This window comes from Candidatus Mycolicibacterium alkanivorans, from assembly GCF_022760805.1.
GTDB lineage: Bacteria > Actinomycetota > Actinomycetes > Mycobacteriales > Mycobacteriaceae > Mycobacterium > Mycobacterium alkanivorans.
Genome location: NZ_JAIVFL010000001.1, coordinates 2487224 through 2504557, shown reverse-complemented (window position 1 = coordinate 2504557; position 17334 = coordinate 2487224). Strand labels below are relative to the sequence as shown.

Sequence of the window (17334 nt, the reverse complement as noted above, 5' to 3'; positions counted from 1 at the left end):
GACTACTCGCGAAATCGGGTCAGAAGAGTCTCAATTCGCCGATATCACCGCGGCCGATCGGGAACAGGCCGCCGCGTCTGGGCAGCCGCGGGTCGCCGAGTGCGGCCAAACCTACTCCGGTTGGCAGAGGAATCGGGATAATGAGAACTGTCGCCCAGGCGCTGATGCCTGCGCGGGAACCGGCTCAGCAAGGAGCGTAAGACTCATGTCCATCATCGAAGCGGACGCAGAGGCCAAGTCGGCCTTCGACCGGGAGGTCGCCGACACCCAGCGGTACTTCGACAGTCCGCGATTCGAGGGGATCACGCGCCTCTACACCGCCCGGCAGGTCGTTGAGCAGCGCGGCACCATACCGGTCGACTACACCGTCGCACGCGAGGCATCCAAGGCCTTCTATCAGCGGCTGCGCGAGTTGTTCGCCGAGAAGAAGAGCATCACCACCTTCGGCCCCTACTCGCCGGGCCAGGCCGTGACGATGAAGCGGATGGGCATCGAGGGCATCTACCTCGGCGGCTGGGCCACCTCGGCCAAGGGTTCGACCACAGAGGATCCCGGACCCGATCTCGCCAGCTATCCGCTGAGCCAGGTGCCCGACGAGGCCGCCGGCCTGGTCCGCGGCCTGCTCACCGCCGACCGCAACCAGCAGTACCTGCGGCTGCAGATGACCGAGGAGCAGCGGGCGGCGACGCCGGCCGTCGACTACCGGCCGTTCATCATCGCCGACGCCGACACCGGTCACGGCGGAGACCCCCACGTGCGCAACCTGATCCGCCGCTTCGTCGAGGCGGGTGTCTCGGGCTACCACATCGAAGACCAGCGGCCCGGCACCAAGAAGTGCGGCCACCAGGGCGGCAAGGTCTTGGTTCCCTCCGACGAGCAGATCAAGCGACTCAACACCGCACGCTTCCAGCTCGACATCATGCGGGTGCCCGGCATCATCGTGGCCCGCACCGACGCCGAGGCGGCCAACCTCGTCGAGAGCCGCTCCGACGAGCGCGACCAGCCGTTCCTGCTCGGCGCCACGAACCTCAAGATTCCGCCCTACAAGTCGTGTTTCCTGGCCATGGTGCGCCGCTTCTACGAGTCCGGGGTCCCCGAACTCAACGGCCACCTGCTCTACGCCCTGCCGGAAGGCGAGTACGCCGTCGCCGACGCCTGGCTCGAACGGCATGGGGTCACCGCCGCGATCACTGAGGCCGCCGCGGCGTGGAAAGACGGCCGCGAGCAGTTCCTCGACCCGCTCTTCGACAAGGTGGAGTCGAAGTTCGTCGAGGCCTGGCAGGACGACGCCGGATTGGAGACCTACGGGGATGCGGTCGCCGAGCTGCTGAAGTTCCGCGAAAGCGAAGGCGAATCGCTGGAGATGAGCGTCGCGGACTGGAATGCGTTCGCCAAGACGGCGTCGCTGTTCGCCGCACGGGAGAAGGCCCGGCAGCTCGGTGCCGACGCCGCGTGGGAGTGCGAGCGGGCCAAGACCCCGGAAGGTTACTACCAGGTGCGTGGTGGCATTCCCTACGCCATCGCGAAATCCCTTGCGGCAGCTCCGTTTGCGGATCTGCTCTGGATGGAGACCAAAACCGCCGACCTGGCCGACGCGAAGCAGTTCGCTGACGCCATCCACGCCGTCTACCCGGACAAGATGCTGGCTTACAACCTGTCCCCCTCGTTCAACTGGGACACCACCGGGATGAGCGAGGACGAGATGCGGGCCTTCCCGGAGGAGATCGGGAAGATGGGCTTCGTCTTCAACTTCATGACCTACGGCGGTCACCAGATCGACGGTGTCGCCGCCGAGGAGTTCGCCACCGCACTGCGCCAGGACGGCATGCTCGCCCTGGCGCGGCTGCAACGCAAGATGCGGCTGGTCGAATCCCCTTACCGCACACCGCAAACGCTCGTCGGTGGTCCGCGTAGCGACGCCGCGCTGGCGGCGTCGTCCGGTCGCACGGCGACCACCAAGGCGATGGGCAAAGGTTCCACCCAGCATCAGCATCTGGTGCAGACCGAGGTGCCCAAGAAGCTCCTCGAGGACTGGCTGGCGCTGTGGAGCGAGCACTACAAGCTCGGCGAGAAGCTGCGGGTGACCCTGCGGCCGCGCCGCGCCGGCTCCGATGTCCTCGAGCTGGACATCTACGGCGCCGACGACGGCGAGAAACTGGCCGATGTGGTCTTCGACCCGATCAAGGACCGGCACGGTCGCAGCATCCTGCAGGTGCGCGACCAGAACACCCACGCCGAGAAGCTGCGCCAGAAGCGGCTGATGACGGTGATCCACCTGTGGATGGTGCACCGGTTCAAGGCCGACGCCGTGTACTACGTGACGCCGACCGAGGACAACGTCTATCAGGCCGACAAGATGAAGGCCCACGGCATCTTCAGCGATGTGCACAAGGACGTCGGCGAGATTCTCGTCGCCGACGTGAACCAGGCGCGGATCGCCCAGCTGCTCGAGCCCGATCGCGCGGCCCTCAAGCGGTTGATCGCCAAGAAGGACTGAGCTGTCCTGGGGCGCCGTCGGCATCAACCTGCTGGGCGTCCGGTCACCGGCCCCGAGAGCGAACTGAAAGCCCAACAGTCTCGCTCCGGGTTCGGTTTGGCGAACGGAAGATGAACACCCAGCTCAGCCCGTCATTCTGACGCTTGTCCCGCGGCTGACCGGGCTTCGGCCGAGCCGTCTGTCAGCAACCTTTCAGGCGCTCATCCGCTCATCCGGCGCTCAAGGCCCGGTGGCAGCCGGTACGGAAGATAGCGAAGCATGCTATCGCGGCAGATCAGGCCAGGTAGCGTGCCCTGCGTGGGGAAACACCGGTTAGCCAAGCCGCGGCGTCGCTGGTCCGTTGCCGGCGTCGCGCTCGCCGCGATCCCCATCGCCACCGCGTACGCCGCGTTCGTCGGCTCCGCTCGATTCGCCGAATAGGGCGCACAACATGCGCCTCATCTGAAACAGTTCAGACATGCGCGAGACCCACTTTCGCCGACTGGTGGCAACCGCCGTCGTGGCCGCCGCGGCACTGATCGCTGCGCCGTCCGCGCACGCTGACGAAACCCCGTTCTGGGGCGGCTGGTACAAGATCACCTTCCACACCGACCAGAAGTCGGGCACCAGTATCGCGGCGACACAGCAGGAGACGCCGTACTCCGCCTGGTACAAGATCACCACCAACTGCTCGGGTGGCAAGTGCGTCGCCTCGGTGATCGACGGGCCGACGCCGAAGGACAACGTGGTGCAGTCGGTGACGTTCGACTGGACCGGATCGAAGTGGTCGCGGTCGAACAGTTGGAGCTGGGACTGCCTGCATCCGGACGGCGCCACCACGCTCGACCCGGCGAACTCGACCACCACCTACACCCCGCAGTCCGACGGCTCGCTGGCCGGAACGTTCCAGACCACCATCGAGGGCGGCGCGTGCCAAGGCACGGTCACCGTTCCGCTGACTGCCGTTGCGGGCCAACCCAATTAGCCGTCAAGTGAGGGACCTTGCAGAGGGTTACTCGCATTTCGTGCGCAGGATATGTGGTGCAGACCGGCGCGCGGCAACCTAGGGTGCCAGACGTGAATCGTCTGGACCGCTTTTTCGAGGTAACGGCCCGCGGGTCGTCGGTGGGCGCCGAGATCCGCGGCGGAGTGGTCACGTTCATCGCGATGGCCTACATCATCGTGCTGAACCCGATCATCCTGTCCGGTGCGGCAGACGTCGCCGGCAACAGGCTTCAGTTCGCCCAGGTGTCGGCGACCACCTCGCTGGCGGCCGGTGTCATGACGATCCTGTTCGGTCTGTTCGCGCGACTGCCGTTCGCCTTCTCCGCCGGACTCGGCATCAACTCGTTCCTGGCCACCACCGTCGTGGGCACCCTCACCTGGCCGGAGGCGATGGGCCTGGTGGTGGTCAACGGCCTCATCATCGTCGCCCTGGCCGTCACCGGACTGCGCAGGCTGGTGTTCGACGCGGTCCCGATGCAACTCAAGCTCGCGATCACCGCTGGCATCGGGCTGTTCATCTTGTTCATAGGACTGGTCGACTCCGGGTTCATCGAATCCACCGGGCTGCCGTCACCGCCGGTCGGGCTGGGCGGCGGCGGTCACGGGTCGATCAACACCGTGCCGACGCTGGTGTTCATTTCCACCCTGCTGGTCACCGGGATCCTCGTGGTGCGAAAGGTTCGCGGCGGCATCCTCATCGGCGTGGTGATCGGCACGCTCGTCGCGATGGGCATTGAGGCGATCTGGCATCTCGGGTCGGCGGTGAAGAACCCCGGCGGATGGTCGCTGTCGGTACCGACGCTGTCGGGGGCACCGTTCGCCCTTCCCGATCTCTCGCTCGTCGGCGCTTTCAGCTTCGAAAGTGTCAGCCGCATAGGCATTCTCGCCGCCACCATGCTGGTATTCACCCTGGTGTTCGCCAACTTCTTCGACGCGATGGGCACCTTCACCGGGCTGTCTCGCGAGGCCGGTGTCGCCGACGAGCAAGGCAGTTTCCCGCGGCTGCGCGCGGCCCTGATCGTCGAGGGCGCCGGCGCCGTCGTCGGCGGCGCCACCTCGGCGTCGTCGAACACCGTGTTCATCGAATCGGGCGCCGGCATCGAGGAAGGTGCGCGCACCGGCCTGGCCAACCTGGTGACCGGCGGGCTGTTCCTGGTCGCAATGTTCGTCTCGCCGCTGGCCTCGATCGTGCCCACCGAGGTCGCCGCCGCCGCGCTGGTGATCGTGGGCACGATGATGTTCTCCCAACTGCGTCACGTCGACGTCTCGGAGTTCTCCGTGGCGCTGCCGGTCGTGTTGACCGTCGCGGTGATGCCGTTCAGCTATTCGATCGCCAACGGAATCGGAGTCGGCTTCGTCACCTGGGTGGTGGTCCGTTCGGCGGCCGGAAAAGCGCGGGAGATCAGTCCACTGCTGTGGATCGTGGCGACCGGCTTCGTCGTGTACTTCGCCCGCGACTGGGTCCAGTCACTGATCGGGACGCAATAGCCGCATGAGTGGTCAACCTGCACACGACGTTCGCCAGCGCGCCCGTGCGCGAGTCCGTGGCACTGTTCGTCGAGCGCAGGGCCAACGCGGCCCTGGAGGAACTGTCCGCCTCCTAATGACAACCTGCCGTCGGCACGCCCCAAACAGCAGGCCACCGCCGTCTCGCTGGCGACCCACTAGCGCCTCAGTCGGGCAGCCACTGCACCCAGTCGAGCATGGCCGCGGACGACGGCGTCGTGCTGTCCGGCGGACCGGCCCACGGCCACACTCATGACCGCGTAGAACGATTTGTTGAACACCCACTGGGCGGTGGGCGGAAGCGACTCGGGGGTGAACGTTGCCAAGACGGTGTTGTCGACGCCGAACGTGATCGAGTTCTCGGCGTGACTCACCCAGTAGTTGTGGAAGTCGGCGGTCACACCAGCGCCGTGATTGACGAGCTGGAGCTGCAGGTAGTCGCCGACCCCTGAGATGGGTCCATGGATCGATGAGTATGTCGTCGTCGGATCCGAGGCGAGTTCCACGACGTCGATTTCTCCTGCGCCAGGCCAGGGACTGGTGTTCTCGTCGGCTCCCACCAGCCAGAACGCGGGCGCCAGGCCCCGGCCGGCAGCTTGATCCGCGCGATGAGCGTGCCGTAACCGAAGGTCGCGGTGCCCTTGGTTCGAGGCGGCCGGAGGTGTACTCGGTGTCGGCGGCCGACCGGCAACAGGCTCCGGCAAAGTCCGACAGCGCCAAGAAGGCCAAGGGTGAATCGACCGGTGGCCACGGTCGATCCGCACGGGCCAAGTCGCACGACGCGGCCTGACCGGGGATCCGTCGTTCACCGAGATATCTGCTCATCCCGGAGGCGGTGGCCTGACCGCGAAAAAGCGGTAATACACTCGGGCCACTGAGCCATACTGATCATCCAGCAAATTCAACAAGAGCGATCTTGTTGTGAGGGGAAAGGGCATCATGATCACCACCGCAAAGTCTCGCACGGTTACCGGCGTCCTCGCCGCTAGTGCGGCGGCAACCGGGTTGCTCGCTGGAGTCGCATTGGGGTCCGCCCCCGCTGCGAACGCGAGCTGCGCGTCCTTCTTCGGTCTCGGCAACAGCGCCGACTGCAGCAGCACGCTGCTGAGCGTCGCCGTCGCGTTCGGCGACGGCGCAACCGCTCACTCGACTGCATTGTTCGGCGCATCCTTCGCTGTCGGTACCAACGCTTCCGCTTCGACAACCGACGCCCTGACCCTCGCAACCGCTGCCGGCGACGAGTCGGACGCGAAGGCCGGCGGTTTGTTCGGCATCGCGACACAAATTGGAGCGGCTGGGGGCTCTACCACGGTTAATCCGGGCGGTGTGTTCAACGCCGCGACGAACATCGGAGGCGACAGTAATACCGTCGCAACCGGCGATGCCACGACGGGAACTGTCCTCAACTTGGCTACAAACCTCTTCGGCAACGGCAACACCGTCACGGGGCAAGGTGGAATTGCGAACTGGGCCACGAACTTCGGTGGCAACACCAACACCGTGACGACAGAAGGGAGCCTGTCGAACACCGCCACCAATATTCTGGGCAGCAACAACGAGGTCACGACAGCGGGCGGCTACTTGAACTGGGCGCGAAACATTTTCGGTGACCACAACAAGGTCACGATAACGGGCGGCTACTACAACTCGGCCCGAAACCTCATCGGCAGCTACAACACCGTCACGACAACCGGTGGCTACGGAAATTCTGTGCGGAACCTGGTCGGCAACCATAATGAAATCTCGACGACGGCGGGCATTTCGGCCCTCGCCACCAATCTCTTGGGCAACGACAACCACGCCAACGTGACAGGCGGGTATTACAACACCGCGAGGAACTGGGTCGGTAACGGGAACATCCTGACGATCGGCGGCGGCGGCAGCAACCTGGATTTCGGCGTCAACCTGCTCGGCAACGAAAATACGCTGGCCTCGGGGCCCGGCGACTTGAATCTCGGATTCACCGCGTTCGGCGGCCAGAATCAGGTCAAGGCTGGCCCGGGACCGCTCGCCCTTGCCGGCTCCATCTTCCGCGACGGTCAGACCGTCACCAAGACGAACCCCGGCATCGCGATCAACAGCTTCCGCGTCGGTGGGGCGCAGACGACGGGTGGCCAGAGCAACAAGGCTCCGGCGGCCCAAGCCGAAGATGGCGGCAGCAAGACGAACACGGCTGCTACGGCCAAAGCCGGAGACAGCGGCAAGAAGACAACTAAGCCGTCCGGAACCTCTGGAAGCAAGCGGAGCACGAAAAACTAGCGACCCCGCTGGGTCTTGCGTCCGGCCGAGTCGCTTGTGCCGCAACAGCTTCACGCGGTGCGCATCTCATCCCGGGGCTTGCCCTTGAGGCCTCAGATGTGTTGTCTGAGGCGAGGTCCGTCGGGATAGCGCACATGCCGCATCGTGTGCTTGTTGATATCGACGTATCCGGCCACACCACCGGCCGTCCCCGGACTGGACTTGATTCAGTCCGGGGACGGCCGTCTTGGCCGTGCCGCCGCCGACGATCAGGACCTTGTGTTTGGCGGTGGTGTGTTCATGCTTCCCGTTACCTCGTGGCTCAGAGTTGTTGTGTTCAGGCGTTTTGGATGGCGTCTTCCCAGGCGCCGTAGCCGCCCAGGACATCACTGACATCGGCGAAGCCGCGCCGGCGCAGCAGGCTCGCAGCGATCGACGAGCGGTAACCGCCGGCGCAGTACACGACAGTCGGCCTACGCCGGTCGAGCTCGTCGATACGGTCCGGAAGCTGGCCGATCGGGATGTTCACCGCCCCCGCGATCATGCCGGCGGCCGCCTCACCGGGGTTGCGCACATCGACGATCTGCAGCTCGGGCACATCGGCCATCCGCTCACCCAACGCGTTGCTGGTCAGTCGCGAGGCGACCTCGACGTCGTCGCGGTGGGTGAACATCACCTGGTACGGCTCGGCCAGGTAGCCGACGACCCGGTCGAAACCGATTCGCGCCAACCGGTTCTTGCCCTCCAACTCCAGACCCGGCTCGGTCATCAAGATGATGTCCACATCGGGCTTGACCACCGATCCGGCGAACTCGGCGTAACGACCCTCCAGTCCGATATTGACCGCGCCACGCAGGTAACCCAGCGCGAACTCCTCGGGGCTGCGGCCGTCGACCAGCATCGCCCCGGACTCCATGGCCGCACGCACCTCGTCGTAGGTCATCGGCTGCGGCATCTCGGCCTCATCGAGCAGGTCGCGGTCCTTGCGGTTGAGGATCGCGTCGTAGACGAAGTAGCCGGGGGCCGGCGGCTGACCCTCGGTGACCAACTCCATGAAGGTCGCCTTGTCCGGGGCCCGCAGCGCGTAGTTGGTCTTGCGCTGTTCACCCATCGTCGACCACAGATCGGTCGACAGGTTCTTGCCGCAGGCCGAGCCGGCGCCGTGCGCCGGGTAGACCCGGGTGGTATCGGGCAGGGTCATCAGCTTGCCGTGCAACGAGTCGTAGAGCTTGTCGGCCAACTCCTCACGGGTGAAACCGATCGAGGCCAACAGATCCGGCCGGCCCACATCACCGATGAACAAGGTGTCACCGGTCAACACGCCGTAGGGAACGGTGTCACCGGCATGCTCATAGAGCACGATGCTCAGCGACTCGGGAGTGTGACCCGGAGTGTGCCGGAACTCCAACTGCACCTCGCCCAGGCAGTAACGCTCGCCGTCCTCAACCGGCAAGTAGTCGAACTCCGGCTTGGCCACCGACGAGTAGACGATCCTGGCGCCGGTCGCCTTCGCCAACTCCAAGTGCCCAGACAAGAAGTCGGCATGAAAATGCGTCTCGATGACAAGGTCAATCGTCATCCCGAGTTCCTTCGCGTCGGCGACGTACTCGGACACATCGCGCTGCGGGTCGACCACAACGGCGCGGCCGGTGGTCTCATCACCGATCAAGTACGACGCATGCGACAGACAATCCAGGTAGTACTGGTTGAACTTCATGGCTCTGGTTTCCCTTTCCGTTCGTGGTGGCGATGAGGCCATCATCGAAATACCCATACGGGTATGTAAAGTACCCCCTGGGGTATAGATATTCCCCTGTTGGAGGATTCGCCGGAGTGCTGCTCGGATCGGTGAGTACCGCCGTGGTGCACGCAGCCCGCACACCCGTGATCGTTGCGCGGCAGCCCTAATCACACGGCACCCGCGTACGCGGCGGTCTGAGTCGAACAGCGCTAGAGGCGGTGCAGTGCAAGGGCTTTGAAGGTCGGGATCTTGATGAGATCGGCAATGAGGGCGGCGGCGAGCAGCGTCCCGAGCGCGAGGAGCGCGACGGCGGCCGGTAGCGGGGCCATGAGCGTTCCGGTGAGCGCGAGGGTCAGCGCAATGGCGAGGTTAGCGGCGGTCGCGGCGATCAGGGGTGTGCTGGGGCGGCTGGTCCAGGCGTGGCCGCGGGTGCGGACGAGGTAGATGGTGGCCTGGCTGCTGGCGAGCAGGGTGAGGTAACTCAGGGTGCGCAGCCGGTCGAGGTCTAGTCCCTGCCAGACGTCGCGGGTGAACCACAGCAACCCGATCGAGGCTGTGAGCAGCGGGGCCGCGATGACACTCGCCCCGGCGATGATGTTGCGTACGGCCCACCGGTCGGGTCGGCGGGCGTAGTCGGCGCGGTCGGTGGTGATGGCCATGCTGACCACGTCGTTGCCGAGCAGCAGCAGCGCCATCAGCAGCGGGGTGAACACGAACTGACCCCAGGCGAACACCCCGACGGTGAGCAGGATCGGCACTTCGAGTTTCTTGACACTCACGTTGATGGCGTAGGTCAGCGAACGCTGATGGATGCGGCGGCTCTCCTGGACCAGGCCTACGATGTCGGCGAGTCCCTCGCGGGTCAGCACGACCCCGGCGGCGGACTTGGCGACGTCGGTGCCCCCCACAACCGCGATGCCGACGTCGGCTTGGCGCAGCGCGGGCGCGTCGTTGACGCCATCGCCGGTCATGCCCACCGTGTGCCCGGCGTCCTGCAGCTGTTTGACGAGATGGTGCTTGTCTTCGGGGAGAACCTCGGCGATGACACCGGTGGTGATCGGGGCGGCACGTTCGTCGTGGACCGCGTCGGCATTCACGACCGGTCCGTCGATGCCAACCTGAGCGGCAATGGCGGCGGCGGTGGCGGCGCTGTCGCCGTGATCATCACGACGCTCACGCCGAGTTCTGCCAGGGAAGCGAGCATGGCGGCGGCGTCCGGGCGCGGCTGGTCGGCCAGCGCGAGCAGGCCGACCTGGTGCCAAGCGTCGCCCGCTTCGGCGAGCGCCACAGCCACCACCCGGGCACCGTCGGCGGCCAGGTGGGCGACGTCGGGATCGGGGGCTGTCCGGCCAGCGCGGCGATGACCTGCGGTGCCCCTTTGGCCTCCCGCACGGTCTGGGTGCCGGAGTGCAGGGTGGCTTCGGAACGTTTGGTGGCGGGATCGAACGGCGTGAACCCGGCGCGGTGGTCGGCGTGCACGCCGCGTTCGGCTGCGGCACGCAGGATGGCCAGGTCGATCGGGTCCTGGGTGGCCTCGTCGGAGGCGCCCCCAGCCAAACGCAACACCTCTGCCTCGGACATACCCGGCCGGGCGGTGATTGCCGCGACGGCCAGCCGGTTACGGGTGATCGTGCCGGTCTTGTCCACACACAGCACGTCCATTTCGGCGGCAGCAGTCACACTTGACAGGCGCGCGGTCAGGATTCCGCGTCCGGCCAGGTACTGGGCGCCCAGCGCCCCGGCCAGGGCAAACGCGGCCGGCAGCGCCACCGGCACCGAGGCCAGCAGCAACACCACCGCGAACGAGGCGATGTCGGCTGCGCCGGCGCCGCGCACCGCCAAATACGTGGTCGCTGCAACAGCGAGCAGCAGATCAATGACGATGAACACCCGCACCATGCGTAACACCACGCCGCCCAAGTGATCGGTGGAGCCGGAGGAGCGGACGAGCTCGGCGGTACGACCGAAAAACGTCCGAGTTCCCGTCGCGCCGACTGTCCCGGTCGCCTCACCCCGCACGATGGTCGACCCGGCATACACCGTCTCACCGCTGCCGCGATCAACAGCCACCGATTCCCCGCTCAGGCTCGACTGATCCACCAGGACACTGCCCGAAATCACCCGGAGGTCAGCCGGAGCGAGGTCGCCGACCCGGATATGGACCACATCGCCATCGACCAGCTCAACGGCCGATACCAGCTGCCACGAGCCGTCGCGACATGCGCGCGCGTTGACCGCTAACCTAACCGGTGTCGCAGCAATTCCAACGCCGCCCTGGCCCGGCCCTGCTGGAGGAACCCCAATGCGGCATTGAACACCAGCACCGCCGCCACAATCACCGCGTCCAGCCACTTGCCCAGCACCAACTTCAGCACGATCGTCGCTTCCAGCATCCACGGCACTGGAGCCCACAGCGAACCACGAACCCGCCAGCCGCGCCGCCACGCTCGGCCGTTCCTCCCGCACGGTGTTCGGCCCGAGTTCGGCAAGCAACATCCTCGCCTGAGCCGATGACAAGCCGGCCGGTGCACTGGCCAGCATGCCCTCAACGGCCGCAGCGTCCCGCATCCCGCCATCGTCAGGGGCACTGGTCATTCCACCTATCGTGCCCGCCAAGGCTGGGAACGCGATACAGATCAACGGTCATTCTCACAAACGTTGACACCCGGCCCTGCAACACCGATTGGTCAGGTGATTCTCAGGAAGGATTCAACGATTTCCCGCTACAGTGATACCCATCCCCTGGATGGTTGGAGGCTCCCTTGACAGCCGTAGTCCCGTCCCGGGGAGAACTCGAAGCGACGCGTCCGTTCGCGGCCCGAACAGGCCCGAAGGGCAATCTCGTCTACAAGCTGATCACGACGACTGACCACAAGTTGATCGGGATCATGTACGTGGTTGCCTGCTTTGTCTTCTTCTTCGTCGGCGGGCTGATGGCGTTGTTCATCCGGGCCGAATTGGCGGTCCCGGGTCTGCAGTTATTGTCCAACGAGCAGTACAACCAGCTGTTCACCATGCACGGCACGGCGATGCTGCTGTTCTATGCCACCCCGGTGGTGTTCGGGTTCGCCAACCTGGTGTTGCCGCTGCAGATCGGCGCCCCCGATGTGGCGTTCCCCCGGTTGAACGCCCTGTCGTTCTGGCTGTTCGTCTGCGGCGCGTTGATCGCGTTGGGCGGATTCATCACCCCCGGTGGTGCGGCCGACTTCGGCTGGACGGCCTACACCCCGCTGTCCGACGCGATGCACAGCCCGGGCGCCGGGGGTGATCTGTGGATTCTGGGTGTGGCTGTGGGTGGCTTGGGCACCATCCTGGGTGCGGTGAACATGATCACCACTGTGGTGTGCATGCGCTGCCCGGGTATGACGATGTTCCGGATGCCGATCTTCACCTGGAACATCTTCGTCACCTCGATAATGGTGCTGCTCATCTTCCCGTTATTGACCGCGGCGTTGTTCGGCTTGGCCGCCGATCGTCGCCTCGGGGCGCACATCTACGACCCGGCCAACGGCGGGATGACCCTATACCAACACCTGTTCTGGTTCTTCGGGCACCCCGAGGTGTACGTCATTGCGCTGCCGTTCTTCGGCATCGTCTCGGAGATCTTCCCGGTGTTCAGCCGCAAGCCGATCTTCGGCTACACCACCCTCGTCTTCGCCACGATCGCCATCGCCGCCCTGTCCATGGGCGTGTGGGGCCACCACATGTACGTCACCGGAGCCGTTCTGCTGCCGTTCTTCTCGTTCATGACGTTTATGATCGCGGTGCCCACGGGCATCAAATTCTTCAACTGGATCGGCACGATGTGGAAGGGGCAGTTGACGTTCGAGACCCCGATGCTGTTCTCGATCGGCTTCCTGGTGACGTTCCTGCTCGGCGGCCTGTCTGGCGTGTTGCTGGCCAGTTCGCCGCTGGACTTCCACGTCAGCGACACCTATTTCGTGGTGGCGCACTTCCACTACGTCCTGTTCGGCACGATCGTGTTCGCCACCTATGCGGGCGTCTACTTCTGGTTTCCGAAGATGACCGGCCGACTGCTCGACGAGCGGTTGGGCAAGCTGCACTTCTGGCTGACCCTGATCGGGTTCCACACCACGTTCCTGGTGCAGCACTGGCTCGGCGACGCCGGCATGCCCCGTCGTTATGCTGACTATCTTCCCACCGACGGGTTCACCACCTTGAACATCATCTCGACCGTCGGGGCGTTCATCTTGGGCGTGTCCGTGATTCCGTTCATCTGGAACGTGTTCAAGAGCTGGCGCTACGGCGAAGTCGTGACGGTGGACGACCCGTGGGGCTACGGCAACTCGCTGGAATGGGCCACGTCCTGCCCGCCGCCGCGGCACAACTTCACCGAACTGCCACCGATCCGTTCGGAGCGGCCGGCTTTCGAACTGCACTACCCGCACATGGTCGAGCGGATGCGGGCCGAAGCCCACGTCGGCCGCTCGCACGGTCGGTCCGGCGGCGACGTGATCCCGCCCGGCGACCAGAACATCCGCACCTAAACGGAGTCGCACGGCCTCAGTGAGGGGCGCCTGCCGTAGTCTCGCCGGATCTTGGCGATGTACAACTCGGCGACGACAGCTCTAACTTAACTAAGGTGAGCGGCATGAGCGAGCGCCCCTACCTGCGTCTGGTGCCGGAACCGCTGCCGCGCCCCGATCTGCGTCGGGCGCGACGGCGGGATGTCGTCGTCTACCGGGTCCGGGCACACCTCGACGACAGTGATCCAACGATCTGGCGACGGCTGGACCTGCGCTCGAACCTGACGCTGGACCTGGTGCACCAGGTCCTGCAGGTGGCGTTCGACTGGACCGACTCGCACCTGCATCGCTTCTCGCTCGGCGGCGGCGCCTTCGATCACAACAGCCAGCTGTTCCTGTGCCCGTACGACGTGGACAACAAGGAGTGGCCCGAAGACGACGACGGCCTGCCCGCCGCCGAGACTCGACTCGACGAAACCCTCAGTGAGCCTGGCGATGTCCTGCACTACCTCTACGATTACGGCGACAACTGGGAGCTGACGCTTCGCCTCGAAGACATTCTTCCCGCCGAGAGTGACTGTTCCGCAGCGGTTGTCGTCGACGGTGAGCGCGCCGCGCCGCCAGAAGACTGCGGGCATCTGGTCGATGCCGAGAGCCTCTCCGAGGTGCTCTCTGACCCCGCGCTGTTCGAGCCGGAACGGGTCAACAAGGGGTTTGGCGACGCGTACTTCGTGCTGCGCGAGGCTGGCATCGACACGCGCCTGGTCGACCTGGTTCATCGGCTCACGTATGCCCAGTATGGCGAGGACCTGACGAAGGCGGCGCTCACGCTGGCCGGTACGCGACCGCTGGACACGGCCGCTGTTGCCGACAATCTGCGCGCGTATCAGTGGTTTCTGGACCGCGCCAAGGACGGCGGCATTCCGTTGACGAACGCCGGATACCTCAAACCGGCCGAGGTCGAGGAAGCCTCGAAAGTCGTTCCTGCAATGGATGATTGGATAGGCAAGCACAACCGCGAGGCCCAATGCTACCCGCTGTTGCGGTTCCGCGAAGGCGTGCAGTCGTTGGGGCTGCTGCGCAAGCACAAGGGCAGGCTGTTGCTGACCAAGGCTGGCGTAGTGGCCCAGCGTGACACCGACAGACTGTGGGAGCAGATGGCCGGTCGGTTGATTCCCAAGTCCGACGAGACGTTCGACGCACAAGCGACCATGCTGATGCTGGCCTTTGCGGCGGCTTCGGCCGGTTCCGAACTGCCGTTCGACAAGATGACGGCGTTGCTGACCGAACTCGGCTGGCGCTACACCGACGGTCGGTCTATCTCGCAATCGTCCCTGCGCCAACTCCCCGTCTACGATGTCCTGATCAACGTGACCGACCAGCCCGCCACCCAGGCGCAGCGGACCATCATCAGTCCTGCGGCAGCGGCATTGGCGCGGAGGGCGCTCAGCGGGAACTGAAAGCATCAGCCACGCGGAGGTTGACCCGGGGGGTAAAGTGGCGTGGTCGCGCGCAAGTACTGTCAGTGTCTTGCGCGGGTCAGGGACCAGGAAGCAGCGGTAGAGCGTTGGCCGGGGGACGAGGTGTCCGGCGCGGACATTGCGTTGCGCGGTGTCTGCCAGCGCCGGGGCGTCGGCTACGTGCTCAACGTGATCCGGGTGCCGATCGAACCAAGGGCCCCGCCAATACGTCTAGCTCAGTAGGGATGGCAAACACTACTACCCCCTGTGACAAAGACGGACGACCACTGGAGCCGAACATGAGCGCTTACATCACGGCCACCGGCAGCTTTCTCCCCGGCGACCCCGTGCCTAACGACGAAATCGAGGATTACATCGGAGTGGCGGGACGCTCGACCTCCGACCTCAAGGACATCACCCTCGCCAACTGCGGCATCAAGACGCGCCACTACGCGATCGACAAGAATCAGCAGACGGTCATCTCCAACGCGGCGATGGCGGCCAACGCCGTTCGGAACGCAGCCGAGCACATCGGCCTCGGCCCGGACGACATCGAACTGCTGTGTGCGGCCACCACGCTGCCGGACCTGATGGCGCCCGGACACGCCAGCATGGTGCACGGCGAGCTGGCCTACGGTCCCCTCGAAATCGCGACCCTGCACGGGATCTGCAGTTCAGGGATGATGGCCATCAAGAACGCGTACCTGCAGGTGGCGATCGGTGAGAAGCGCACCGCGATCAGCGTCGCCAGCGAGTTCGCCTCCCGCTTCTTCAAGAACTCCCGGTACGAGGAGATGGGCGTTGTCGCCGAGGAGGGGACGCTCCCGCTCGAAGCCGCGTTCTTGCGCTACATGCTCTCGGATGGGGCCGGCGCACTGGTGATCCAGGACGAGCCCAAAGCCTCTGGTATCAGCCTGCGCATCGACTGGATCTCGCTGACGTCGTACGCGAACACCGAGAAGACGTGTATGTACGGTGGCACTCCGGACACTTCAGCCACGAAGTCATGGGGGGACTACCCGAACGCTTCGGCCGCCGCCGCCGACGGGGCGTTGGTCCTGCGACAGGACCTTTCCCTACTGCCGCACCTGGTGAAGGTCGGCGTCGACGAGTATGACCGCCTGCTCCGACTGGGCAAATTCGATCCGTCGACACTGACTTGGATCCCAGCGCACTATTCGAGCGAGCGAATGAAAGACATTGTGATGAAGGAGTTCTCGCGACGCGGCATTGACGGTGGCCGGCCCGAAATGTGGTACAGCAACCTGACCAGCGTCGGAAACATCGGCAGCGCTTCCATGTACGTCATCCTCGACGAGATGATGCAGCAGGGTCTGATCAAGGACGGCGACACGATGCTGTGCATGGTCCCCGAGTCCGGCCGGTTCACGGTTTCTTTCATGCATCTCACCGCGGTGTCGTCGGATACCCGACGGTGACCGGGGGGTCAGAAGCCGCCCCGACAGGGCGGCAGCGCCGTCGGGCAGTCGTTTACCTGTACACGCAGACCGGACAGTTGCGCGAGGTGGCCCAGGCATTGACCGCCCCGCTGGAAGCGCATGGGTGGGACATCCGTTGGGTCGACGTGCGGCCACGTGACGCCTTCCCGTTCCCCTGGCCGATTCGACGATTCTTCGGAGTGTTCCCGCAAGCGGTGGATCCGGAGGCGCTCGTGAAGCTCGTCGAGCCGGCGGGTGGTTTCGCCGCGGCTGCAGACGAATTGGTCGTCCTGGCCTACCAGGTCTGGTACCTGGCGCCATCGCTGCCGATCCGGTCGCTGCTGAAGACGCATCCAGAGGCGGTCCGGGATCGCACCGTCGTCTCGCTGATCGCATGCCGCAACATGTGGTACTCGGCGGCAATCGAAGCGTCCGGGCTGCTGCGATCCGCGGGTGCCCGGCGGGTCGATGTCGTCGCCGCCACCGATACGCGTGGGTCGTCGACGACCCTGGTAACCACCCTGCGCTGGCTGTTGACCGGAAGACGCGCACCCTTTCTTTGGTTTGGGCGAGCCGGCGTAGGCGATGACGAACTCACAAGAGTCGCCGCCGTCGGGCAGTGCATCGCCGAGTCGCGGCCATGCCCGCAAGATGCGGCGCCCATCGTGCCTGCGTTGGCTGCGGCGGACGTCATCGCCGGCAAGGCGTTTCGCAAGTGGGGCGCAACGGTGAGATCCATGCGCCGATTCGGCGGTGCCGCGCACGCCGCGACTCTGATCACGTTCGTGTTCAGCCTGGGGATCGCCATCGTGATCGGTCTGCCGTTGCTCGCATTCGCCGCAGTCGTGGGCGGTGAACGCTTCGCTACCCGCGTGCGCGGGTACGTCTACGGTCGGATCTCCTTCGATCTGCCGGTAGTCGACGAGGCGGTGAGCGCATGACCGCACAAGCACCCCGCGCCGGGCCGACCGGCGACGGCGAG

Annotated in this window: 13 protein-coding genes and 1 pseudogene; 9 read left to right on the top strand and 5 right to left on the bottom strand. The window is 65.3% G+C overall.

The features are described from left to right. Window positions 1-205 precede the first annotated feature (205 nt). From aceA to K9U37_RS12410, 3 genes are all read left to right on the top strand, one after another. Window positions 206-2497, top strand: a complete 2292-nt coding sequence (aceA, locus tag K9U37_RS12420) for an isocitrate lyase ICL2 (RefSeq protein WP_243071943.1) — start codon at window positions 206-208, stop codon at window positions 2495-2497. A gap of 457 nt (window positions 2498-2954) precedes the next feature. Then, complete coding sequence (locus K9U37_RS12415) at window positions 2955-3461, top strand: Rv2253 family sensor-like surface protein (protein WP_243071942.1); 507 nt, start codon at window positions 2955-2957, stop codon at window positions 3459-3461. A 92-nt stretch (window positions 3462-3553) separates the two neighbouring features. Then, a complete protein-coding gene (locus K9U37_RS12410; RefSeq protein ID WP_243071941.1) occupies window positions 3554-4969 on the top strand; it encodes an NCS2 family permease in 1416 nt (471 codons plus the stop codon). Between the two features lie 176 nt (window positions 4970-5145). On the opposite strand, the gene K9U37_RS12405 is transcribed toward K9U37_RS12410, so the two are convergent. Then, window positions 5146-5751 carry a glycoside hydrolase family 16 protein gene (locus K9U37_RS12405; RefSeq protein ID WP_308197373.1) on the bottom strand — a complete coding sequence of 202 codons (606 nt, stop codon included), beginning with the start codon at window positions 5749-5751 and terminating at the stop codon, window positions 5146-5148. A 175-nt stretch (window positions 5752-5926) separates the two neighbouring features. On the opposite strand from K9U37_RS12405, the gene K9U37_RS12400 reads away from it, so the two are divergent. Next, window positions 5927-7246, top strand: a complete 1320-nt coding sequence (locus K9U37_RS12400; protein WP_243071939.1) for a hypothetical protein — start codon at window positions 5927-5929, stop codon at window positions 7244-7246. Window positions 7247-7562: 316 nt separating this feature from the next. Here the strand turns inward: K9U37_RS12400 and K9U37_RS12395 are convergent, their stop codons facing one another. Beyond that, the gene (locus tag K9U37_RS12395; RefSeq protein ID WP_243070387.1) at window positions 7563-8942 is read right to left on the bottom strand and encodes an MBL fold metallo-hydrolase; all 1380 of its coding nucleotides are present in this window, start codon (window positions 8940-8942) and stop codon (window positions 7563-7565) included. A 101-nt stretch (window positions 8943-9043) separates the two neighbouring features. On the opposite strand from K9U37_RS12395, the pseudogene K9U37_RS20535 reads away from it, so the two are divergent. Continuing rightward, window positions 9044-9133 (top strand): annotated as a pseudogene (locus K9U37_RS20535) (universal stress protein); the annotation flags it as partial. 42 nt (window positions 9134-9175) lie between these two features. Here the strand turns inward: K9U37_RS20535 and K9U37_RS20045 are convergent. The 3 genes from K9U37_RS20045 to K9U37_RS12380 form a co-directional block, all read right to left on the bottom strand. Next, window positions 9176-10063, bottom strand: a complete 888-nt coding sequence (locus tag K9U37_RS20045) for an HAD-IC family P-type ATPase (protein ID WP_308197372.1) — start codon at window positions 10061-10063, stop codon at window positions 9176-9178. Between the two features lie 76 nt (window positions 10064-10139). Then, window positions 10140-11147 carry an HAD-IC family P-type ATPase gene (locus K9U37_RS20040; protein WP_272888118.1) on the bottom strand — a complete coding sequence of 336 codons (1008 nt, stop codon included), beginning with the start codon at window positions 11145-11147 and terminating at the stop codon, window positions 10140-10142. A gap of 56 nt (window positions 11148-11203) precedes the next feature. Further along, window positions 11204-11359 (bottom strand): hypothetical protein, encoded by a 156-nt coding sequence (locus K9U37_RS12380; protein WP_243071938.1) that lies wholly within the window; start codon window positions 11357-11359, stop codon window positions 11204-11206. Window positions 11360-11728: 369 nt separating this feature from the next. Between K9U37_RS12380 and ctaD the strand changes: the two genes are divergently transcribed. From ctaD to K9U37_RS12360, 4 genes are all read left to right on the top strand, one after another. Beyond that, window positions 11729-13474 carry an aa3-type cytochrome oxidase subunit I gene (ctaD, locus tag K9U37_RS12375; RefSeq protein ID WP_243071937.1) on the top strand — a complete coding sequence of 582 codons (1746 nt, stop codon included), beginning with the start codon at window positions 11729-11731 and terminating at the stop codon, window positions 13472-13474. A gap of 104 nt (window positions 13475-13578) precedes the next feature. Continuing rightward, entirely contained in the window at window positions 13579-14913 is a 1335-nt protein-coding gene (locus K9U37_RS12370) for a plasmid pRiA4b ORF-3 family protein (protein ID WP_243071936.1), read from the top strand. A gap of 299 nt (window positions 14914-15212) precedes the next feature. Beyond that, entirely contained in the window at window positions 15213-16352 is a 1140-nt protein-coding gene (locus K9U37_RS12365; RefSeq protein WP_243071935.1) for a 3-oxoacyl-[acyl-carrier-protein] synthase III C-terminal domain-containing protein, read from the top strand. Beyond that, window positions 16349-17293 (top strand): hypothetical protein, encoded by a 945-nt coding sequence (locus tag K9U37_RS12360; RefSeq protein ID WP_243071934.1) that lies wholly within the window; start codon window positions 16349-16351, stop codon window positions 17291-17293. The genes K9U37_RS12365 and K9U37_RS12360 overlap by 4 nt, the downstream gene beginning before the upstream one ends. The last annotated feature ends 41 nt before the right edge of the window (window positions 17294-17334 follow it).